19 protein-coding genes and 1 pseudogene are annotated in these 20363 nt (G+C 64.8%); 4 read left to right on the plus strand and 16 right to left on the minus strand.

Translation table 11 applies throughout. The features are described 5' to 3' along the window. Positions 1–4 precede the first annotated feature (4 nt). Positions 5–868, plus strand: a complete 864-nt coding sequence (locus AAGA68_14340; protein ID MEM9386237.1) for a peptidylprolyl isomerase — start codon at positions 5–7, stop codon at positions 866–868. Next, a complete protein-coding gene (locus AAGA68_14345) occupies positions 855–1892 on the plus strand; it encodes a HupE/UreJ family protein (GenBank protein MEM9386238.1) in 1038 nt (345 codons plus the stop codon). Before AAGA68_14340 ends, AAGA68_14345 begins: the two co-directional genes overlap by 14 nt. Positions 1893–1913: 21 nt before the next feature. Here the strand turns inward: AAGA68_14345 and queC are convergent, their stop codons facing one another. The 13 genes and pseudogenes from queC to AAGA68_14410 form a co-directional block, all read right to left on the minus strand. Next, positions 1914–2609 carry a 7-cyano-7-deazaguanine synthase QueC gene (gene queC / locus AAGA68_14350; GenBank protein ID MEM9386239.1) on the minus strand — a complete coding sequence of 232 codons (696 nt, stop codon included), beginning with the start codon at positions 2607–2609 and terminating at the stop codon, positions 1914–1916. Continuing rightward, on the minus strand, positions 2606–3298 hold the full coding sequence (gene queE / locus AAGA68_14355) for a 7-carboxy-7-deazaguanine synthase QueE (GenBank protein ID MEM9386240.1): 693 nt from the start codon (positions 3296–3298) through the stop codon (positions 2606–2608). The genes queC and queE overlap by 4 nt, the downstream gene beginning before the upstream one ends. 8 nt (positions 3299–3306) lie before the next feature. Continuing rightward, positions 3307–4080, minus strand: coding sequence for a tol-pal system protein YbgF (gene ybgF, locus AAGA68_14360; protein ID MEM9386241.1), 774 nt, complete (start codon positions 4078–4080; stop codon positions 3307–3309). Further along, positions 4070–4630 (minus strand): peptidoglycan-associated lipoprotein Pal, encoded by a 561-nt coding sequence (pal, locus tag AAGA68_14365; GenBank protein ID MEM9386242.1) that lies wholly within the window; start codon positions 4628–4630, stop codon positions 4070–4072. The genes ybgF and pal overlap by 11 nt, the downstream gene beginning before the upstream one ends. A 110-nt stretch (positions 4631–4740) precedes the next feature. Further along, positions 4741–6072 carry a Tol-Pal system beta propeller repeat protein TolB gene (gene tolB / locus AAGA68_14370; GenBank protein MEM9386243.1) on the minus strand — a complete coding sequence of 444 codons (1332 nt, stop codon included), beginning with the start codon at positions 6070–6072 and terminating at the stop codon, positions 4741–4743. A 12-nt stretch (positions 6073–6084) separates the two neighbouring features. After that, a complete protein-coding gene (gene tolA / locus AAGA68_14375; GenBank protein MEM9386244.1) occupies positions 6085–7020 on the minus strand; it encodes a cell envelope integrity protein TolA in 936 nt (311 codons plus the stop codon). Positions 7021–7039: 19 nt separating this feature from the next. Continuing rightward, the gene (tolR, locus tag AAGA68_14380) at positions 7040–7501 is read right to left on the minus strand and encodes a protein TolR (GenBank protein ID MEM9386245.1); all 462 of its coding nucleotides are present in this window, start codon (positions 7499–7501) and stop codon (positions 7040–7042) included. Continuing rightward, positions 7491–8210: a protein TolQ gene (gene tolQ, locus AAGA68_14385; protein MEM9386246.1), complete on the minus strand. Its 720-nt coding sequence runs from the start codon at positions 8208–8210 to the stop codon at positions 7491–7493. Before tolQ ends, tolR begins: the two co-directional genes overlap by 11 nt. Next, positions 8210–8614 (minus strand): tol-pal system-associated acyl-CoA thioesterase, encoded by a 405-nt coding sequence (ybgC, locus tag AAGA68_14390; GenBank protein MEM9386247.1) that lies wholly within the window; start codon positions 8612–8614, stop codon positions 8210–8212. The genes tolQ and ybgC overlap by 1 nt, the downstream gene beginning before the upstream one ends. Continuing rightward, entirely contained in the window at positions 8611–9660 is a 1050-nt protein-coding gene (ruvB, locus tag AAGA68_14395; GenBank protein MEM9386248.1) for a Holliday junction branch migration DNA helicase RuvB, read from the minus strand. The genes ybgC and ruvB overlap by 4 nt, the downstream gene beginning before the upstream one ends. A 37-nt stretch (positions 9661–9697) precedes the next feature. Beyond that, the gene (ruvA, locus tag AAGA68_14400; GenBank protein MEM9386249.1) at positions 9698–10291 is read right to left on the minus strand and encodes a Holliday junction branch migration protein RuvA; all 594 of its coding nucleotides are present in this window, start codon (positions 10289–10291) and stop codon (positions 9698–9700) included. Between the two features lie 110 nt (positions 10292–10401). Continuing rightward, a pseudogene (gene ruvC / locus AAGA68_14405) lies at positions 10402–10887 on the minus strand (crossover junction endodeoxyribonuclease RuvC). 38 nt (positions 10888–10925) lie between these two features. Then, complete coding sequence (locus tag AAGA68_14410) at positions 10926–11666, minus strand: YebC/PmpR family DNA-binding transcriptional regulator (GenBank protein ID MEM9386250.1); 741 nt, start codon at positions 11664–11666, stop codon at positions 10926–10928. A 242-nt stretch (positions 11667–11908) separates the two neighbouring features. On the opposite strand from AAGA68_14410, the gene AAGA68_14415 reads away from it, so the two are divergent. Both AAGA68_14415 and AAGA68_14420 read left to right on the plus strand, forming a co-directional pair. Then, positions 11909–14080 (plus strand): bifunctional (p)ppGpp synthetase/guanosine-3',5'-bis(diphosphate) 3'-pyrophosphohydrolase, encoded by a 2172-nt coding sequence (locus AAGA68_14415; protein ID MEM9386251.1) that lies wholly within the window; start codon positions 11909–11911, stop codon positions 14078–14080. 90 nt (positions 14081–14170) lie between these two features. Next, positions 14171–14623 carry a YHS domain-containing (seleno)protein gene (locus tag AAGA68_14420; GenBank protein MEM9386252.1) on the plus strand — a complete coding sequence of 151 codons (453 nt, stop codon included), beginning with the start codon at positions 14171–14173 and terminating at the stop codon, positions 14621–14623. 10 nt (positions 14624–14633) lie between these two features. Here AAGA68_14420 and lpdA read toward each other — a convergent pair whose 3' ends face one another. The 3 genes from lpdA to AAGA68_14435 are packed head-to-tail and all read right to left on the minus strand — an operon-like array spanning position 14634 to position 20219. Continuing rightward, positions 14634–16064 carry a dihydrolipoyl dehydrogenase gene (gene lpdA, locus AAGA68_14425; GenBank protein MEM9386253.1) on the minus strand — a complete coding sequence of 477 codons (1431 nt, stop codon included), beginning with the start codon at positions 16062–16064 and terminating at the stop codon, positions 14634–14636. A gap of 58 nt (positions 16065–16122) precedes the next feature. Further along, entirely contained in the window at positions 16123–17340 is a 1218-nt protein-coding gene (odhB, locus tag AAGA68_14430; GenBank protein ID MEM9386254.1) for a 2-oxoglutarate dehydrogenase complex dihydrolipoyllysine-residue succinyltransferase, read from the minus strand. Continuing rightward, positions 17337–20219: a 2-oxoglutarate dehydrogenase E1 component gene (locus AAGA68_14435; protein MEM9386255.1), complete on the minus strand. Its 2883-nt coding sequence runs from the start codon at positions 20217–20219 to the stop codon at positions 17337–17339. The genes odhB and AAGA68_14435 overlap by 4 nt, the downstream gene beginning before the upstream one ends. Between the last annotated feature and the right edge of the window lie 144 nt (positions 20220–20363).

Consider the following 20363-nt stretch of genomic DNA (forward strand, 5'->3'; position numbering starts at 1 on the left):
CCTCGTGCGTAAGCGGAGCAGCATCTGGCGCGACCCCTTCGTGCTGTTTGCCATCGGCGGTGTCGCCCTGTTCCTGATAGCCGCTGCCGTTGAGCGCAGCGCTGAGGAAGGCGCCACGAGGCTGCCGAGACAGCTGCTTATCACCCACGCCAAGCAAGAGGAGCTGCGCACGCAATTCGAGCGCGCCAACGGCCGTGCGCCGACCGCAGAGGAACACGCGGCAGCGGTCGAGCGCCACGTGCGAGAGCGCATCCTCTTTGAGCAAGCCGTGGCCTGGGACATGCACCGCAACGATGTGGTCGTACGTCGTCGCCTGGTCGAGCGCGTGCGCATGCTATTTGGCAACTACGCGCCAACCGATCGAGATGAGACCGATCTACAAGCCACCTACGAGCAGTACAAGGAGCGCTTCCTGGCGCCGGCCAGCATCGGGTTTCGCCAGATCTTCATCGATCGTGACGTACACGGCGAGGACGCCCTCGAGCACGCCCGAGCCCTTAAGGAGACGCTGCGGGAAACTGGCAGCGCCGAGGGCGACCTGTGGTACCAAGCGCCGACCGAACCCCCGCGCAGCCTGCCGCGAATCAGCGCTCTCATGGGGCAGGACTTTGCGGCGGCCTTGGACTTACTGCCGGCGGGTGAGTGGTCCCCTCCTGTCGCCTCGAGCTACGGCTACCACCTAGTGTTCATCGAGGAGAAGACCCCGGCTCGCCAAGTGCCACTGGAGGAAGTGCTAGAGCAGGTTTGGGTGCTCCATCGCAGGGAGCGCGAGCGCGCTAGCTTCGCGACTTTCAGCGATCGTCTGAGGGCTCGCTACGAGGTTACCATCGAGCCGCCACCAGCGAGTGCCTCCGATGGCGCGCGCTAGTTCGATGCTGCTTCGCTGGTGCTCAGCCTTGCTCTTCGTGCTGCTTGCGCTGGGCGCAAGTGCGCACGGTTTCCGGCCGGCGGAGCTGGAGATCGACGAGGTAGGTGGTGGGGTCTTTCTCGTGCGATGGGCGCCCAACGATGCAGCAGAAGCCACCGAGTTTGTGGGCATCGATCCCCTCCGTGTCACCCTCCCTGAGCACTGCGAGCGAACCCGCTTTCTCGGCGACGGCACCGCCGATTACTACCGACTCGATTGTGGCGCTGAGGCACTAGACGATGCATGTGTCCGTGTGCAGGGTTTCGCCAGCTCCAATGCGCAAGCGATTGCGAAGCTGCGCCTGAGCGGCGGCGGCTCGAGCAGCCGCCTGCTCACCTACGGCGATGATACGTGGTGTCTGGACTCGCCGCCGGGATGGAAGGACAGTTCAGCCAGCTACCTCTCCGCCGGCCTAGTGCACATTCTTGGCGGCTTCGACCACCTGCTCTTCTTGCTCACGCTGGTGCTTATCTTCCACCACACCACCCTACGTCTCGCGCTGATCACTGCCTTCACGGCCGGCCACAGCTGCTCGCTGGCTCTGGCCACGCTCGGCTGGCTCACCCCACCGATGGCAGCAATCGAGATCCTCATCGCCTGGACCGTCGCCTTTGCTGCTTATGAAGCTTATCAGGCTACCGACCGTCGCGGTGCCGGCGCCGAATCGATCACGCAACGACTACCCTGGCTGGTGACTGGCGGCTTCGGGTTCGTGCACGGCTTTGGATTCGCGTCGGCCCTGCGAGAGATAGGCTTCACCGACGGCCAGGAGCTGTTCCTGCCCCTACTCTCCTTCAACCTCGGAGTCGAGGTCGGACAGATCCTCGTGTTGGCGGTGGTCCTGGTAGCGGAGTCCGCGCTGCATCGCCTTGCGCTGGCGAGCACCAGCGCGCGTCACCTGGCGAGAGCGGGCAGTTTGGCCATCGGCAGCATCGCGATGTACTGGGTCTTGGAGCGGGGAGCTGGGCTGTTACTCAAAGCGTGACCCCTAGTAACATCGATGTGATCAGGCGAAGTAGCGCGTCGGATCAGCAACGCCGGCGGCTTCAAATCCCTCGCGTCGAAGATGGCAGGCGTCGCAGCGGCCACATGCGCGACCGGCCTCGTCGGCACGGTAGCAGGACACGGTCATCGCATAGTCCACCCCCAGCACTTCACCCGTGCGAATGATCTGCGCCTTCGAGAGCTGAATCAGGGGCGCCTTGACCTGCATGGTGCTCCCGCTGACACCCGCTTTGGTGGCAAGCTTGGCGAGCCTCTCGAACTGCTCGACGTACTCAGGGCGACAGTCTGGATAGCCAGAGTAATCCACCGCGTTCATACCTGCGAAGAGGTCCGTCGCGCCGATTACCTCCGCGTAGGCTAAGGCGAGCGATAGCATGACGGTATTTCTGGCAGGCACGTAGGTGGGAGGTATCTCATCGGTGCTGGTACCCGCCTCGGGCACTTCGATCGCCTCGTCGGTCAGAGCACTGCCGCCCAGGCTTCCAAGCTCAACCCGGACCACACGATGGGCCACGGCGCCTAAGGCGCTCGCTACTCGCTCGGCGGCCTCGAGCTCCGCCCGATGGCGCTGACCGTAGTCGACGCTCAAGGCATGGCAGGCGTAGCCGCCTTCGCGGGCGATGGCCAACACGGTGGCCGAATCCAAGCCCCCCGAGAGCAGTACCACGGCGCGCGGCCTATCCACGACTTCGCTCATACGCCCGGCATGTCACCCCAAAGGTACTTATGCAGCTGTACCTGCAAGCGCACCGGCAAACGGTCGGCGACGATCCAATCGGCGAGCTCGCGAGGCGCAAGTACTTCGTGGCTTGGCGACAGAAAGACTGGACAGCGTTGGGCCAGGGCGTGCTCCGCGATAAAGCGCCGACTCCATTCGTAGTCGGCTCGATCGGTGAGCACGAACTTTACCCGATCGTTGGCGCCGAGCAGCTCCAGATTGCTAGCGAGGTTTCGATGCACCTCTCCCGAGGCCGGGGTTTTGATGTCCACAACGCGAACCACGCGTGGATCGACCTCGCCGATGGCGAGAGCACCGCTAGTCTCCAGCGACACGCGGTGGCCCTCATCGCACAAGGCACGCATCAAGGGCAGCACGGATCGCTGAGCCAAGGGTTCGCCACCCGTAACGCAGACGTGCTCGACCCCGTTTGCTGCCACCTGCGATAGGATCTCCTCCACGGCCATCACCTCCCCACCGCCAAAGGCATAGGCCGTATCGCAATAGACACAGCGCAGTGGGCACCCCGTCAACCTAACAAATGTTGTAGGTGCACCGGCGGTGTCGGCCTCGCCCTGTAGGCTCAGGAAGATCTCACTGATGCGCAAGCGGTGGGCGGCGCGCGGAGACTCGAAAGACGAGCGCTGCGTAGGCGAGGTGGCGCTCAAGGCCCGCCCTACCGGCCTTCCTGCTGCATACGGTCGAGGCGGTCCGCGGCGAGCCGTGCAGCAGAGCTGCCGCCGTAGCGCGCTAGCACCTCTTCGAGGGTGGCGCGGGCCTGCCCCCACTGCTGCAGTTCGTAGTGGCAAAAGCCTAACTTCAGCTGGGCGTCGGCGGCCTTGCTCGAGCGTGGGTATTCGGCCAGCACTCGTGCGAAGGCATCACGGGCAGTTTGGAAATCGCGCCGCACGTAGAAGGTCTCGCCGTACCAATACTGGGCTGCGCCGGCAAGGTTGCTCTGGGGCTGTGCGCGTACAAGTTCCGCGAAGACCTCCCGAGCCTGCTCGTACTGCTGGCGCTTGAGCAGGTCGAAGCCATTGTCGTAAAGCTCCGAGTCGCTAAGCGGCGTGGCCAGGGCGTTAGCGGGATCGGCAAGAGGCGCCGAGGCAGCACCGCCAACGCGGGGCGCGGACTCTACGGCACGCACTCGATCCTCGATCTGCACGAACATGTTTCGCTGGTTCTGTTCCAGCGTTGCCATGCTATTGCCCGTGACCTCGACATCTCCGCGCAGGAGTCGCACCTCCTCCTGCAGGCGCTGCAATTCGCCAACCATGCTCACCATGCCTTCGTTGTCGAGGCGCGACTCAAGACTGCTCAGGCGGGACTCGAGCTCGCCGATCTTCAACAACACCGGATCATCCTCGGGCGGAACGGTAACGCACCCCGCCGCGACCACCCCGGCAATGGCCACTAGCGCCACCGCATAGGTCCGAGCGCTAACGGCCATAGACGATCTCCACGCGACGGTTTGCAGCGAAGCTTGCATCGTCCTGCCCGAAGACAGCGGGCCGCTCCTCGCCGAAGCTAACGGTGGCGAGGCGCGTGGACGGCACGCGTAGGGAAAGCAGCGCCTGGCGCACTGCTTGCGCCCGCCGTTCGCCTAAGCCGATGTTGTACTCGCGCGAGCCACGCTCGTCCGTGTGCCCCTCGAGGCGCACGGACACTACGCCGTTGTCGACGATGTAGCGGGCGTGGCGGGCGAGGAGCTCGGCGTACTCGGCACGTACGTCACTGCGATCGTAGTCGAAGTAGATGACCGTCTCGCGGGGCGGCGCCGGGCCGCGTCCGGCGCTGCCGTCGACGGTGCCACCGCTGATGCCCTCGCCGCTACCGGTGCCGTAGGTCGCGCCCCCGTTCCCCACCAGGGCGCTGCTGTCCGCTCCATCGGACCCCTCCGCAAACCCCCCGTTGCTACTGCCGGTGCTGGCACAACCGGTGGCCAGGACCAGCGCACCGAGCGCTGCCAAGGTCATCGCGACCTGCCTGAACTTATGCATAGATGCTCCTGTTTGCTGGCCCGACGTCGCCTACCCTGGCCGTGCCGTGCCCCTGCTGATCGCGAAATGTTACCTGTTGCGGCGGTTGCGCGCTCGTGCGCGCACGCAGGTCACCGCCGGGCCGCCAAGGGCCCCCATACGGGCTCACGCACATCGCGGCCTTGGGAGGCGAGTCGCTGCTGCACGGAACCATCGACGGCCACCGCCGCCAGCACCCCGGCACCCTGCTCCTGGGTGGCGTAGATGATCATGCTCCCATTTGGGGCGAAGCTCGGGCTCTCGTCTAAACGTCCGTCGGTCAGTACCTGTAACGCGCGGCTGCGCAGATCGAGGACCGCGATCCGATAGTTACCGCCGTCGTTGTGCACCATGGCCAAGCGTGACTCGTCCGGCGACAGGCGTGGGCGAGCGTTGTAGGCGCCCTCGAAGGTTACCCGCTCGGTCTTGCTCGTATACACATCGGTACGGTAGATCTGAGGGCCACCCGCGCGGTCGGATGTAAAGTAGAGCGTCCGTCCGTCGCGCGACCACACCGGCTCGGTGTCGATACCGCGGCTTCGGGTCACCTGCTGCAGTTCCTGGGTATCCACGTTGAGTACGTGAATGTCGAGGTCCCCGTTGCCGTCGGATAGGGCCAAGGCCAGCTTGTTGCCGTCCGGTGACCAAGCCGGTGCGCTGTTCACGCCCTGGCGGGAAGACACGCGGGTCTGCTCCCCTGTGGCGAGCTCCTGCACATAAATCGCGGAGCGATCATCCTGGAAGGAGACGAAGGCCAGGCGGTGCCCCGCTGGCGACCAGCTCGGTGACATGATGGGCGCCGGAGAGTCGAACACGGCCAGCGCGTTCTCGCCGTCTGCGTCGGCCACGAACAAGCGATAGCGCTCGCTGCCCGCCCCACCGTCCTTGGTGATGTAGGCGATCCGCGTCGCGAATACACCCGGCGTTCCGGTCAGGGCCTCGTAAACCTGATCGGCTACCAGGTGGGCGGCCGTGCGCAGCTGGGCCCGCTCCGCAACGATGCGGTACGCGAGCAGCTGCTGAGCCCGGACCACGTCGAAGACTTCGAACTCAATCTGCACCGAGTCTTCGCCGCCACCAGTGAGGCGGCCGACCACGATGGCGTCGACGCCGAGCAGACGCCAGTCGCCAAAGTCGACCTCGGTGCCGGTGCTTGGCCGCGCCAACATGTCCGCGCGGTCGATCGGCGCAAAGCGTCCGCTGCGGGTGAGATCCGCATCCACCACCGCCGCGACGTCCAAGTTCATCGCCACGCCATTAGTTGCGAAGGGCACGACGGCTACCGGGGTCGCGTTGGCCTCTCCCTTGGTAATCTCGATGACCAGCTGAGCGTTAGCCACCATCGACGTGCAACACAGCGTTGCTAGCAGCGCTGCGCAGAGCGCCGTCGGCATAAAAAGGGTCGTCGTCTTCCGTGTGTCCATACGCTTAACGCTTCACTCCGGTTCGAAGATGAATACCAGGTACTCGTCGAAGAGGCTGGGATCGGGCGGTGGCGGCAGGGGAGACGCGCGATTCACGGCCCCTTCGATAGAGCGTTTCACGGCATCGTTGCCGTTGCATCGACCGAACTCCACCTTGATGACTTGACCGTCGCGCAGCTGGCGTACGTTCACCTCGCAGGAGAGGCCTGCTTCGGCATCCGGCGGTCGCGCCCAGTTGCGCTCTACCTTTTGCTTCACTTGGGCCTTGTACTGGGCCAGGAGCCCAGCATTGACCTTGGCTTGCCGATCTTCCTCTTCGGCGAGGGCAGCGAGCAGCAGCTGCTCGGCCTCTTTCTGCTGTTGCGCGGCACGCGCCTGCTCGGCTCGGCGACGCTCCTCGGCCTGACGCTGCTCTTCGCGCCGCTTCTCCTGTGCGCGGCGTCGCTCCTGCGCCAAGCGCTGCTCTTCCTTACGTCTCTCTTCGGCCAATCGCTGCGCTTCGGCCTCCGCTTCTGCCTTCGCCCGCGCCTCCCGCCGGGCCTGCGCCTCGCGAGCAGCCTGTTCCTGTGCAGCGCGTTTGGCGTCAGCTTCGCGTTGCAGTTGCACTAGTCGAGCCTGCTCGGTGCGCTGCGCCTGCTCGCGCGCGGCCTGTTCGGCCCGCGCCTGGGAGTCGCGGATCGCCTGCGCCTCGGCGGCCTGCGCGCGAAGGCGAGCCTGCTCGAGATCGGCGAGGCGTCTCACTTCTGCATCCAGCATCGCTGAATCCACCACCACCGCTTCGATCGCCTCGATCGTCGGTCCTCCCGACGCGACCGCTGGCGTGGCCTGGTGTCGCCATCCCAGGCTGAAGACCAACGCCACCAGTACCAATGCATGCACCGCCACCGCGCCTAGCCACGGCAGGACTGAATCTGATAGGAAGCGGATGAAACGTGGGTACCAGCTCATGGGGCGCCTGTAGGAACGCTCAGGTTCCCGCGTCAGGATCGGCCAGTGGTGTTTGGGGCGCGTCAGTCACGAAGCCAATCTTGGCCGCTCCCGCCTGCTGCAGGAGAACCATCCCGCGCACCACGTTGCCGTACGGCACGGCCTGGTCGGCGCGCACTAGGACTGGCGTTTGAGGACTGCGCCTGAGCACGGCAGTGGCGCGAAACAGGGCGGTTGACTCGTCGATCGCCGCATCTTCGTTCTCGCCGACGTTGAGGTAGATGAGCCCATCGCGATCGATCGAGAGCACCAGCGGTTCCTGGTTATCGAAGTCCTCGCTGTCCAACGGCTCAGCGCCCGCCTGGGGAAGGTCTACTTCGATGCCCTGGGTGAGCAGCGGCGCGGTGACCATGAAGATCACCAGCAGCACCAGCATCACGTCGATGTAGGGCACTACGTTGATCTCACCGAGGAGACGACGCCCTCGAGATCTACGGCCCACCGTTGGAAGTCCCCTTGCCGCCAGCGTTCGCCGCGTGACGTTGGAGGATGTTGGAGAACTCCTCGACGAAGGCCTCGAAACGAGTCTCCAGGCGATCGACCTGATCGGCGTAGCGGTTGTAGGCGATTACCGCCGGGATCGCGGCGAACAGGCCCATAGCGGTGGCCACCAGAGCTTCGGCGATACCCGGCGCCACGGTAGCGAGCGTGGCTTGCCCAGCGTCGCCTAGCTCTCGGAATGCGTTCATGATGCCCCACACGGTACCGAACAGTCCCACGTAGGGGCTAGTCGAACCGATCGTTGCTAGGGTCGACAGATTGGTCTCCAGGCGATCGAGCTCCTTGTTCTGATACACGCGCATGGAGCGGCGAGCATTCTCGAGCAGCTTGTCACCACCCAAGGTGCGATCGCCGCGAAGGCGTCCGAACTCGCGGTAGCCAGCTTGGAAGATGCTGCCCACTCCTTCACGCCCGTTGTTCGTATCCTGCAGGCGCTTATAGAGCACGTTGAGATCGCCGCCAGACCAGAACTGGTTTTCGAACTCCTCCGTGTGCGAACGGGCGCGCCCGATGACACGCCAGCGATTGAAGATGATCGACCAAGACATGAGCGAGGCGATCACCAAGAGCAGCATCACCAGCTTCACGGCCAAACTGGCCTGGAGGATGAGCTGGATAAAGGTGAGATCCGGAGAAAGCAATTCGGGCATCAAGTGTTCTCTACGATGGCCGTGGGGATGGCACGGGGGCGAAAGCTGTTCACGTCCAGGCAGGCGCCGCGAATCGACCCTTCCACCAGCAGTTCGCCGTCAACGCTGTCGCGGTAGACATGTTGACCGAAGCGGACGCTCGTGCGCGTGCTGTCGTCTATGCTGACCGTCACCGCCAGCATGTCATTGAAACGCGCGGGCTTGCGAAAGGTCACTTCCGCCTGCACGACCACGAAGATCACGCCCTCCTGCGCCATGAGCGCGTCCTGTTCGAAGCCCTTCGCGCGCAGATATTCCGTACGCGCCCGCTCCATGAAACGCAGGTAGTTGGCGTAGTACACGACGCCACCGACGTCCGTGTCCTCGTAGTACACGCGCACGGGCCAGGCGAACACCTCACTCATCGATCGTTGCCCTCGAACAGGTCCGCAGGTGGCGTGCCGCTGCCGGGGGGTGCGGCTCGCCCTAGCACCTCCCATGCCTTTCGCGTCGCGACGCGCCCGCGCGCCGTGCGCATGAGATATCCCTGCTGGATCAGGTAGGGCTCCAGCACGTCCTCGATCGTACCCCGCTCTTCGCCGAGGGCCGCGGACAGGCTATCGACACCCACGGGGCCACCGTCGAAGTGCTCCACGATGATGCTGAGCAGGCGACGGTCCATCACGTCGAATCCACGCTGATCCACCTCGAGCATGCCGAGGGCCTCTTGTGCCACCGCCTCGTTGATCTGCCCGCCAGCACACACCTGAGCGAAGTCGCGCACACGCTTGAGCAGTCGGTTTGCGATGCGGGGCGTGCCCCGGGAGCGCGCAGCAATCTGTCGAGCCCCCGGTCCGTCGATGGCGACGTCGAGAATCCGAGCCGCGCGCGAGACGATGCTCGTCAGATCATCGACCTCGTAGAACTCGAGTCGTTCCATGATCCCAAAGCGGTCGCGTAACGGCGACGTTAGGAGGCCGGCGCGGGTTGTGGCGCCTACGAGGGTGAACGGCGGCAGGTCGAGTTTGATCGCCCGCGCACCCGGGCCCTCGCCGATCACGATGTCGATCTGGTAGTCCTCCATCGCCGGGTAGAGCACCTCCTCCACCACGGGGCTGAGGCGGTGGATCTCATCCACGAAAAGCACATCGTGGGACTCTAAATTGGTCAGCAAGGCCGCCAAGTCACCCGCCCGCTCGAGAACGGGACCGGAGGTTTGGCGCAGGTTTACGCCCAGCTCGGTGGCGAGGATATTGGCCAGGGTGGTCTTGCCAAGGCCAGGCGGGCCGAACAGGAGCACGTGGTCGAGCGCCTCTCCGCGCCCCCGGGCAGCCTGTACGAAGATATCGAGCTGGCGACGTAACCGGGGCTGGCCGACGAAGTCGTCGAAGCGGCGCGGCCGAATGGCGCGCTCGTAGGCGTCCTCCTCTACACGCGCACCGGCGCCGATGACCCGCTCGTCTTCCTCCATCGGGAGCTCCTCCTTGAGTGTGCTGCAACCGCGCGCGTCAGCCGCGCAAAGCCAATCGCACGATCTGCGCCGTATCCAGGCCGTTCACCTTCAGGTCCTTCAGCATCCTTGATGCCTCAGCGTTCTTGTAGCCAAGCGCGAGCAAGGCCTCGAAGGCCTCGCGACGTCCATCTGCGGGCAACGCCTCGCGCCCCGCAAGGTTGACCCCGAAGGTGCTGCTGGTCGCCTCACCCTGCAGGCGATCGCGCATCTCGACTACAAGACGCTCAGCAGTCTTTTTGCCGATACCTGGTAGGCGGGTTAGGCGGCTCGTATCGCCCTCCTCCACGCAGTGAGCGAAGTCGCTCACGCTGATGCCGGATAGAATCCCTAGGGCCACCTTGGGGCCCACTTTGGAGACGCGAATCAGCTCGCGAAACAGTCCCCGTTCTGCCTCCGTGGCGAAGCCGAACAGCACGTGGGCATCATCGCGCACCACCAAATGGGTCAGTAGGTGGATCGACTCGCCCGTCGCCGGCAGATCGGCGCAGGTGGACATGGGGGCTTCCACCTCGTAGCCCACCCCGCCCACATCGATGACCAGGTCCGGAGGCCGTTTTTCCGCCAGGCGACCGCGAAGGAAGCCGATCATCGCCGTCGTCCCCGGCGTCCACGGGTGGCCCAGGCCTCGCGCAGTAACGCTTGAGCTTCCCCGCGTGAATCTGCCCCCGCACTTGCGCCTGCGGCTTCGACGGCCAGCCCCAATCGCCGCTCCGTACGGCGCACATAGGCGCGACACAGGGCAGCGGCCAGTGCGTCGGCAGCATCCGCCTGAAGGGGACCTTCCTCGGCGAGGAGCAGGCGCACCATCGCCTGCACTTGGCTCTTCTCCGCACCACCACGCCCAGCGACGGCTTGCTTGATCTCCCGCGCGCTGTACTCGTAAACCTGCGGGACCGCATCGACGACGAAGGTGGCGCAGAGCGCCGCGCCGCGCGCCTGGCCCAGCTTTAGGGCGCTATCGACGTTGCGCGAGACAAACACGCGCTCGACAGCAACTTCCGTGGGTTGGAAGCGCACCACGAGCTCGGCGACGGCCGTGTAGATGCCACGCAGTCGCGTGGAGAACTCACCGTTACCGACGCGAATACATCCGTTCGCCACGTGAACCGGATCGCTGTTGGGCAGGGCATCGACGATGCCGTATCCCGTGACGCGTGAGCCTGGGTCGATCCCCAAGATTCGCACGCGTTGCGTGGTCGCCGTCGACTTATCGCGCAGCTCGCTCAGAGTTTCTCCAGGATTTCGTCGGGAATGTCTGCGTTCGAATAAACGTTCTGAACGTCGTCCAGGTCTTCCAGGGCGTCGAGCAACTTGATCATGGTGCCTGCTTCGCCTTCTTCGAGCGTAGCGTTGGTCGAGGCGCGCATCGTGACTTCGGCGTCCTCGGGGGTGAGACCGGCGGCGTTCATCGCCTCGTTCACACGCTCGAACTCGTTCGGGTCCGTGAGCACGTCGATGGAGCCGTCCTCATTCGTCACCACGTCCTCCGCTTCCGCTTCGAGGGCAGCATCAGTGATCGTGTCTTCATCTGCGCCCGAGGCGTAGCTCAGCACGCCGCAGTGATTGAACAGATACGCCACCGATCCGTCCGCCCCGAGGTTGCCACCGAACTTCGAAAAGGCGTGGCGCACCTCAGCCACGGTGCGATTGCGGTTGTCGGTCATGCAATCGACCATCACGGCGACCCCGCCGGGACCGTAGCCCTCGTAGCGAATCTCATCGAGGTTGCCTTCGCCGCCGCCGCTCCCGCGCTTGATCGCACGCTCGATGTTGTCCTTCGGCATGCTTTGCGCGCGGGCCTTGTCCATCGCCAAGCGCAAGCGCGGATTGGAGGTCGGATCGCCACCGCCGAGCTTCGCGGACACGGTGATCTCGCGCGCCAACTTCGTGAACAATTTGCCACGCTTCTTATCCTGTGCACCCTTTCGGTGCTGAATGTTGGCCCACTTACTGTGACCCGCCATTTCGCTCCTCTCGTGCCATTGGCACTCACGGGCTCCGCTACGGCCGCGGGCGCCCTGAAAAAGTTCATGATTTCGCCATTGTAGTGCACTCCGCGGGAGTCTCGCGAGCCGTTGCGCGCTGCCCATCGGCGAATCGATTGCGCGGCACCGAGGCTTGCCCTCGGCGGGCCACGCTGGCGTATCATTCGTCCCGCTGGGGCGTTTCCGCCCCAGTACACTTGCGTACCGCGAGAGCGTCCTCCTTGGTCACGATCACTCGTCCAGACGAAAGCAACGGGCCCGGCACCGCCTCGCGCAGCCGCGTCGCCGCATGGACTGCCGAGGTGCTCGCCGACGCAGAGCGCACCCTCACCACGGACGGCTTCCTGGACGACCTGCGCGAACGCTGCGCACGCGCGGACGCCGTCTCGCAAATCGTGGGCCAGCTCGGGGTGGCTGAGGAGATTGCCCTCGCGACCATGATCCGCCCCTTGCGCGAAGCGGGACTGTGTAGCAACGCCGGCATCGAGGAGCAGTTTGGCACCGAAGTTGCGCAAATGGTCGGCGAGCTGGAGCGAGCCGGGCGCTTCGTGCTGCCCCCGGAATGGTCCCCTGGCCAGGCCTTGGGTGCGGATCAGGCCGAATCCCTACGCAAAATGCTGCTGGCGATCGTGGACGACGTACGCTTGGTACTGGTCTTGCTCGCAGAGCAACTCCACCGCCTGCGCTCGCTTAAGGGAGCGCCAGCCGATGAGCAGGTACGCTGTGCCACGGAGACGCGCGAGATCTACGCACCGCTCGCGAGCCGCCTCGGCATCTGGCAGTTCAAGTGGGAGATGGACGATCTCTCCTTCCGCTACCTCGAACCGGACACCTACAAGCAGATCGCCCGCTGGCTGCGCGAGCGACGCGCTGATCGCGAAACCTATCTATCCAATGTGGTGGAAGTTCTCGGCGGCCGTCTCGAGGAGGCCGGCATCGAATGCCAGATCGCGGGCCGGCCGAAGCACATCTACAGCATCTGGAACAAGATGCTTCGCAAGGGCCTGGACTTCGAGCACATATTCGACGTGCGCGCGGTGCGCGTTCTAGTGGGCTCGCAGACCGAGTGCTATGCCACCTTAGGTATTGTCCACGGTATGTGGCGCTACCTGCCCGGCGAGTTCGACGACTACATCGCGGCACCTAAGGAAAACAACTACCAATCCCTGCACACAGCGGTGATCGGCCCCGAGGGCAAGACCCTCGAGGTGCAGATTCGCACCCACGAGATGCATCGCCACGCCGAGCTCGGTGTCGCCGCCCACTGGCGCTACAAGGAGGGTGGTGAGGATGATAGCGCCTACCGCAACAAGATCAGCTGGCTGCGCCGCCTGCTTGACCCGGACGAGGACGATCCGGATCTGGACTTCCTGGACCGCGTGCGCACGGAGATCCTCGACGAGCGCGTGTACGTGCTGACACCACGCGGGGACGTGGTCGATTTGCCGAGCGAGGCCACACCCCTCGATTTCGCATACCACGTTCACACCGAACTCGGCCACCGCTGCCGGGGTGCGCGGGTTAACGGTCGCCAGGTCTCCCTCAATCAAAAGCTCGCGAGCGGCGACCAGGTGGAGATCGTCACGGCCAAGGAGGCCAATCCATCGCGTGATTGGCTGATTCCCCAGCTGGGTTTTCTGGCCTCGAGCCGCGCGCGCGCCAAGGTGCGCCTGTGGTTCCGTCGCGAGGCCGGCGAGGGCAACGTCGAGCAGGGGCAGAGCATGGTCGAACGGGAGTTGCAGCGCTTGGGCTGTGAGATGTCGCTGGTGAGCGCCATGGTTCGTCACCTGCGCCTCGACAGCGCGAACTCCCTGTACGCCGCAGTGGGCGCCGGCGACCTTACGCTGGCAGATATCGACGTTGCCGTGCAGAAGCTAACGGCGCCCCAGGTGGAGCCGCAGTTGCTACCCGTCGCGCGACGGCGCCCTCGTCGCACTCCGCAGCGCTCGGCGATCGAGGTAGGCGGCGTGGATGACCTGTTGCACAACTTCGCCCAGTGCTGCAAGCCGCTTCCCCCCGATCCCATCTTGGGCTTCATCAGTCAGGGCAGGGGTATCAGCGTGCACCGCGCCGACTGCCCGAACCTGCGCAAGCTCATGGAGACCCAGCCCGAGCGCGTGGTGGATGTGGATTGGCACGCAGACGCAAGCCACACATTTACCGCGGACATTCGCATCGAAGCGGCTGATCGCCGCGGCTTGCTGCAGGAGCTCTCAGGCGCCTTCGCCAGCGCCAACGTGAACATCACCGCTACCCAGACGGTGACGGACCGCACCACCGGCAGCGCCGTCTTCAACCTAACGGTGGAGATCACCGGGCTGTCGGAGTTGAGTCGAGTCCTGCACCGACTGTCCTCGGTGCGCGGGGTGCATGACGTGCGCCGCGTGCGCTAGCCCGATCGCCACTGGAGTGCCCCGTCAACCACGGGCGCGCCCGCTCGTTCTATTCGATTGACTTGCCAGATCAAACCGCGGAGTTGCGCCATGGTCATGTTCAGGGCCCTCGAGTGGTTGACTGCCTCACCCCTAGCCGCTCTCTATCTGATGCTGTCAGCGACCGCGGCAGCCGGTGACTACCACGCCCCAGGTGGGGTGGCACTCGAAGGATTTGACGCGGTGGCCTACTTCACCGAAGGGCGCGCCGTACGCGGGAAGGCCTCCCACGAGGTCACCTGGGATGGCGTAAGTTGGCGCTTTTCGTCGGCCGAGCACCAGGATGCGTTTCTCGCGGCCCCGGATCGCTACGCGCCGCAGTACGGTGGCTACTGCGCCCTTGGCATAGCGGTAGGAAAGCGGCGGCGAGGCGACCCGCAAGTGTTCGCGGTGGTCGACGGCCGGCTCTACATCAACTTCAACCGCCGCATTCACCAGCGCTGGGAGCAGCGCTCGCGCGGGTTCATTCGACGCGCCAACCAGCAGTGGACCGGCGCGCCGTAAGCGAGGTTCGCTACTTCTTGTTGATCCCGTGGAGCGCCCGTTTGTCCACGGCGAGTGACGCCTCGTGGACCGCCTCGGACAGAGACGGATGCGAGTGTATCGTGCGTTGAATGTCTTCGGTACTGGCCGAGAACTCCATCGCCAACACGGACTCGCTGATCAGCTCCCCCGCCATCGGCCCGACGATGTGAACGCCGAGAATTTCATCGTCCTCTTCCGCTGAGATGATCTTTACAAAGCCCGCCGCGGCTTCCAAGGCCTTGGCGCGCCCGTTGGCCGCAAAGCTGAAGCTGCCCGTCTTGTAAGCCTTTCCAGAGGCCTTTACCTGCTCCTCGGTCTGACCGACCCAGGCGATCTCCGGCGCCGTGTAGATCACAGAGGGGATGACGTTGTAGTTCACCTCACCGTACTTGCCGGCGATGAGGTCGGCGACCATTACGCCCTCTTCCGAGGCCTTGTGCGCCAACATCGGACCGCGCACGCAGTCCCCGACAGCCCAGACATTAGGTACGTTTGTGCGGCACTCGTCGTCGACGAGGATGAAACCGCGCTCATCCATTTTGATACCGGCATCCACGCCGAACAAATCGTCCATGTAGGGGCGACGGCCCACGGCAACAACGACCTTGTCGACGTCGACGGACTGCATGCCCTTAGCATCCTCGTAGGAGAGCTTGATGCCGTCAGCGGCGCGCTGTGCACCTTGCACTCTAGCGCCAAGTCGGATGTCCAGGCCCAGCTTCTTAAAGTGGCGCTGCGCCTCCTTGGCCACTGCACGATCGGCGGCGGCGAGGAAGTCCGGCATCGCTTCGAGGACGGTCACCTCTGTGCCCAAGCGACGCCAAACGCTGCCGAGCTCCAAGCCGATGACGCCGCCGCCGACGATGCCGAGTCGGGCCGGCACGGCCTCGAACTCGAGCGCCCCCCAGGAGTCAACGATGTGCTCGCCGTCGAAGGGCACCTGCTTGAGTTCTACGGGCGCCGAACCGGAAGCGAGGATCACCGTCTTGGTTTCGAGCAACTCGGGCTGGCCACCATGAGCGGTGAACTCCACCCTACCCGGCCCCAAAAAGCGGCCGTGGCCCTTGAAGCCCGTGACGCCGTTCGACTTGAACAGGGCTTCGATCCCGCTCGTGAGCTGGCGGGTGATGCCCGACTTGCGCGACTGCATGGTGGCGAGGTCGAAGGACACACCCTCGAGTTGGATTCCGTGCTGGGCGAACTCACCGTGGGTGCGGTGATAGAGCTCAGAAGACTCGAGCAGCGCCTTGGAGGGAATACAGCCTGCATTGAGGCAGGTGCCACCGAAAGCGTAGGTGCCATCGTAGTTCTTCCACGCATCTATGCAGGCAGTCTTCAGTCCGTTCTGGGCCGCGCGGATGGCGGCGACGTACCCCGCCGGGCCGCCGCCGATGACGACGACGTCGTAGGTGTTGCTCACGCTTATCTCCTTAGGCCGTGAGGCGTAGGTGGGGATCCCGAACCGTGTTCACAAGCGATCACACCTGCAACATTAGGCGTGCCGGATCCTCCAGCATTTCCTTGACAGCGACGAGGAACAGCACGGCCTCGCGTCCGTCGATGATGCGATGGTCGTAGGAAAGCGCGATGTACATCATCGGCCGCGGCACCACCTGACCGTCCACTACCACGGGACGTTCCTGGATCTTGTGCATACCGAGAATCGCACTCTGCGGGGGGTTCAAGATGGGGGTCGACATCAGCGAGCCGAACACCCCGCCATTAGTGATGGTGAAGGTCCCCCCGGTGAGCTCCTCTAAGGTGATCGCCCCCTCACGGGCGCGGGTGGCGTAGTCGACCACCCCCTGCTCGATCTGAGAGAAGGCCATATGCCCCGCGTCGCGCAGGACGGGGACCACCAAGCCGCGCTCTGTCGACACGGCCACGCCGACATCTTGGTACTCATGGAATACGATATCGCCGCCTTCCACCGAGGCGTTCACGACCGGGTAGCGACGCAGGGCTTCCACCGCGGCCTTGACGAAGAAGGACATGAAGCCGAGGCGAACACCGTGAGCCTTCTCGAAGCTCTCCTTGTAGCGCTTGCGCAAGGCCATCACTTCCATAAGGTCCACCTCGTTAAAGGAGGTGAGGATGGCGGCGGTCTGCTGCGCTTCGACCATACGCTCGGCGATACGCGTCCGTAGGCGGGTCATCGGCACGCGACGCTCCGCACGGGATCCTAGCAAAGGCAGATCGACGGCGGGCGCGGCGTCGTTGGCCGACCCGGAGTCACCCGAGCTGATAAAGGCCTGCACGTCGCCCTTGGTCACGCGGCCTGCCCGCCCGCTCGCCGGCACGGACTGCGGATTCACGCCGTGCTCGCCGGCGAGGCGCCGAGCCGCGGGGCCCATGCGCGGAGCCTCAGAGGGGCCAGTCGCCTCGGCGGCAGGCACCGCTGGCGTCTCAGCGGCAGCGGGCGCCTCTGCGGGCGCCGGTGCTGGCGCGGCTTGCGCCGTGGCAGTCTCGTCCAGCAGGGCGAGTATCTCGCCGCTGGTCACGGTGGCACCGTCCTCCACCTTCATCTCCACGAGCTTTCCGCTCGCGGGCGCCGGCACCTCGAGCACGACCTTGTCGGTCTCTAGATCCACCAGGTTCTCGTCACGTGACACGGCGTCACCGGGCGCCTTGTGCCAGGCGATCAGCACGGCGTCGGTCACCGACTCGGGCAACTGTGGGACCTTTACCTCAATCACGTTCGTTTTCCTTCTTTCCTGCGATCTACGTGTTCCGTGGGTGATGCGCCGAGGGCGGCAGAGACCAGTGAGCTCTGCTCGTCGACGTGGCGACTGTAGTAGCCGACGGCTGGGGCAGCCATCGGAGCACGCCCGGCGTAGGTGAGCGTGATCTCACTACCCTGAATGGCTCGCTGCAAGCGGTGGCGGATCTGGTAGAAGGCGCCCTGGTTGCGCGGCTCTTCCTGGCACCAGACCAGCTCCTTCGCATTCGGGTAGCTGGCGAGCAAGGCGTTGAGTTCCGGGTCCGGAAAGGGGTAGAGCTGCTCGAGGCGCACCAGCGCCACGTCGCCGAGCTCCATCTCCTGGCGAGCCTTGAGTAGGTCGTAGTACACCTTGCCGCTGCACATCACCACGCGGCGGATGCGCTCGCGCTCCACCAACTCCGTCTCCTCGATCATCAGCTCGAAGCGGCCCGCGGACAGCTCCTCGAGAGAGGACACGGAGAGCGGATGGCGCAGCAGGCTCTTGGGCGTCATCACGATCAGGGGACGACGCATGGGCTGGCGCATCTGTCGGCGCAGCATGTGGAACATCTGCGCCGGAGTGGACGGTACGCACACCTGCATGTTGCCCTGAGCGCAAAGCTGCATGAACCGCTCCAGGCGTGCCGAGGAATGCTCCGGGCCCTGCCCCTCATGGCCATGGGGCAGGAACAGGACCAGGCCGCAAAGACGGTTCCACTTTGCCTCGCCGGAGCTGATGAACTGGTCGATCACCACCTGCGCGCCGTTAGCGAAGTCGCCGAACTGAGCCTCCCAGATCACCAGCGTATTGGGGTCCGTCGTGGAGTAGCCGTACTCGAAGCCGAGCACGGCCTCTTCCGAGAGCAGCGAGTCGTACACCTCGAAGGTGCTCTTGGGCCCATCGAGGTGTTGCAGCGGCACGTGCAGCTCGTTGTTGGTCTGGTGATGGAGTACGGCGTGGCGGTGGAAGAAGGTGCCGCGGCCGCTGTCCTGCCCGACCAAACGCACGTCGTAGCCCTCGTTGAGGAGCGTGGCGTAAGCCAAGGTCTCGCAGAAACCCCAGTCCAGCGGATGATCGCCGGCCAGCATCTTGCGCCGGTCGTCATAAACCCGTTGCACGCGCGGGTGCAGCTTGATGTGCTCCGGCACGCTCAGCATCTGCGCGCCAAGGGACTGCAAGCGCTCCGCGTCGGCAGCGCTCTGGGCCGCCCGCTGCACCTGCGCAGTCTCCTCCTGACCACCCTCGGCGAAGTAGGGACTCCAATCGACCGTATGCTCGTTGCCGACCATCGCGCGCGGGGAGATGAGCGCGATGCGCCCCTCATCGAGGCCCTGACGGTACTCGTCCACCTGGTCGCGCACGAAGTCCTGATCCACCACGCCCTCTTCCATCAGCTGCTCGGCGTACATTCGACGCACTGGCTTGAGGTCGCGGATCGCGCGATACATTACCGGCTGAGTAGCAGAGGGCTCATCAGCCTCGTTATGGCCATGTCGGCGGTAGCAAACCAGGTCGATCACAGCGTCGCGTCCGAAGCGATTGCGGTAGTCGAAGGCCATCTGGGTGACCAGGTGCACCGCTTCGGGGTCGTTGCCGTTGACGTGGAACACCGGGGCCTCGAGCATCTTCGCGACGTCGCTGGCGTACGGCGTGGAGCGCGCGTCGGCGGGGTTACTCGTGGTGAAGCCAATCTGATTGTTGCAGATCACGTGCACCGTGCCGCCCACCTGGAAGCCAGGGGTTCGCGACATCTGCAAGGTCTCCATGACCACGCCCTGGCCGGAGAACGCCGCATCTCCGTGAATCAGCACGGGTAGTACCGCCTGACCCTCGCCGTCTTTGCGCCGATCCTGCCGGGCGCGCACGGAGCCGGCCACGACGGGGTTGACGATCTCCAGGTGCGAGGGGTTGAAGGCCAAGACCACATGCATGTACTCGTCGCCGGCCACCGGCACGTCGGTGGAGAACCCGAGGTGGTACTTGACGTCACCGGTGCCGAGCTGGCTGCCAGCCTGGTACAGGCCCTCAAACTCGCTAAACAACTCCGCCGGCGACTTACCGAGTACGTTCACCAGCACGTTGATCCGACCCCGGTGGGCCATCCCTATCACCAGCTCCCGGACGCCGCTTTCGCCGGCCTGGTCGATCAGGCTGTGGAGCAGTGGGATCAGTGACTCCCCACCCTCGAGGGAGAAGCGCTTCTGGCCTACGTAGCGGGTGTGCAGGTAGCGCTCGATGCCCTCTGCGGCCGTGAGCTGGGCAAGCAGACCGCGCTTGCGCTCGCCGCTCAGCTTGGCCTCGACGGTGCTGATCTCCACGTGCTCGCGCAGCCATTGGCGCTCGACCACGTTGGAGATGTGCGCGTACTCGATGCCGATGCGACGGGTGTAAATACGCCGGGCCAGGGCCAGGATCTTACGCAGCTTCAGGCGCGTAGTGCCGGCCAAGCCCTCCGTGAAGAACTCCGTGTCCAGATCAGACTCACCAAGGCCGTGCGCAGCGGGGTCCAAATCCTGCGGGGAATCAGACTCGAGCAGGCCCAGCGGATCGAGCTCGGCGAGCTTGTGGCCGTGCAGGCGGTAGGCCCAGATCAGTCGTAGCACGGCCGACTGCTTCTCCAGCGCCACCGAGGAGGTGCCCGCCGCCCCTGACCCAACCTGGGGTTGGAGCGCGCGCGCGGCCAGGGCATCACGGATCGGCCCATGGGGAATCTCCCCATTGGCGCCGTTCGCAATGCCGGCAAAGTAGGCTCGCCACGCGGGATCTAGCTGCTGCGGATCGGCCAGGTATTGTTCGTAGAGAGTTTCGACCAGGGGCGCGTTGGCGCCGAACAGGGGACTGTTCTTGTATCGCTGTTGAAGGCTGTCGCTCATTGCTCACCCAGTTGCACGAGCGCCGCTGGCGACGGGTTGTGCGGGGGCTGTGGACGTCCTGACGTCGGTCGGAAAAGGGTTCTGTTAGTGCCTTTGAAAAGCAGCCTTCGGGGCCACCGGCGCTAAGGCGACAGAAGTATAGCC

This window comes from Pseudomonadota bacterium (genome assembly GCA_039193195.1).
GTDB lineage: Bacteria > Pseudomonadota > Gammaproteobacteria > Steroidobacterales > JBCBZW01 > JBCBZW01.

What these genes read in the sequence shown, in the direction of transcription:
- AAGA68_14345 (MEM9386238.1), top strand. Translation starts at nt 855, where the DNA reads ATGGCGCGCGCTAGTTCGATGCTGCTTCGCTGGTGCTCAGCCTTGCTC.
- queC (MEM9386239.1), bottom strand. Translation starts at nt 2,609, where the DNA reads ATGAGCGAAGTCGTGGATAGGCCGCGCGCCGTGGTACTGCTCTCGGGG.
- ybgF (MEM9386241.1), bottom strand. Translation starts at nt 4,080, where the DNA reads ATGGCCGTTAGCGCTCGGACCTATGCGGTGGCGCTAGTGGCCATTGCC.
- pal (MEM9386242.1), bottom strand. Translation starts at nt 4,630, where the DNA reads ATGCATAAGTTCAGGCAGGTCGCGATGACCTTGGCAGCGCTCGGTGCG.
- tolB (MEM9386243.1), bottom strand. Translation starts at nt 6,072, where the DNA reads ATGGACACACGGAAGACGACGACCCTTTTTATGCCGACGGCGCTCTGC.
- tolA (MEM9386244.1), bottom strand. Translation starts at nt 7,020, where the DNA reads ATGAGCTGGTACCCACGTTTCATCCGCTTCCTATCAGATTCAGTCCTG.
- tolQ (MEM9386246.1), bottom strand. Translation starts at nt 8,210, where the DNA reads ATGCCCGAATTGCTTTCTCCGGATCTCACCTTTATCCAGCTCATCCTC.
- ybgC (MEM9386247.1), bottom strand. Translation starts at nt 8,614, where the DNA reads ATGAGTGAGGTGTTCGCCTGGCCCGTGCGCGTGTACTACGAGGACACG.
- ruvB (MEM9386248.1), bottom strand. Translation starts at nt 9,660, where the DNA reads ATGGAGGAAGACGAGCGGGTCATCGGCGCCGGTGCGCGTGTAGAGGAG.
- ruvA (MEM9386249.1), bottom strand. Translation starts at nt 10,291, where the DNA reads ATGATCGGCTTCCTTCGCGGTCGCCTGGCGGAAAAACGGCCTCCGGAC.
- AAGA68_14410 (MEM9386250.1), bottom strand. Translation starts at nt 11,666, where the DNA reads ATGGCGGGTCACAGTAAGTGGGCCAACATTCAGCACCGAAAGGGTGCA.
- AAGA68_14420 (MEM9386252.1), top strand. Translation starts at nt 14,171, where the DNA reads ATGGTCATGTTCAGGGCCCTCGAGTGGTTGACTGCCTCACCCCTAGCC.
- AAGA68_14435 (MEM9386255.1), bottom strand. Translation starts at nt 20,219, where the DNA reads ATGAGCGACAGCCTTCAACAGCGATACAAGAACAGTCCCCTGTTCGGC.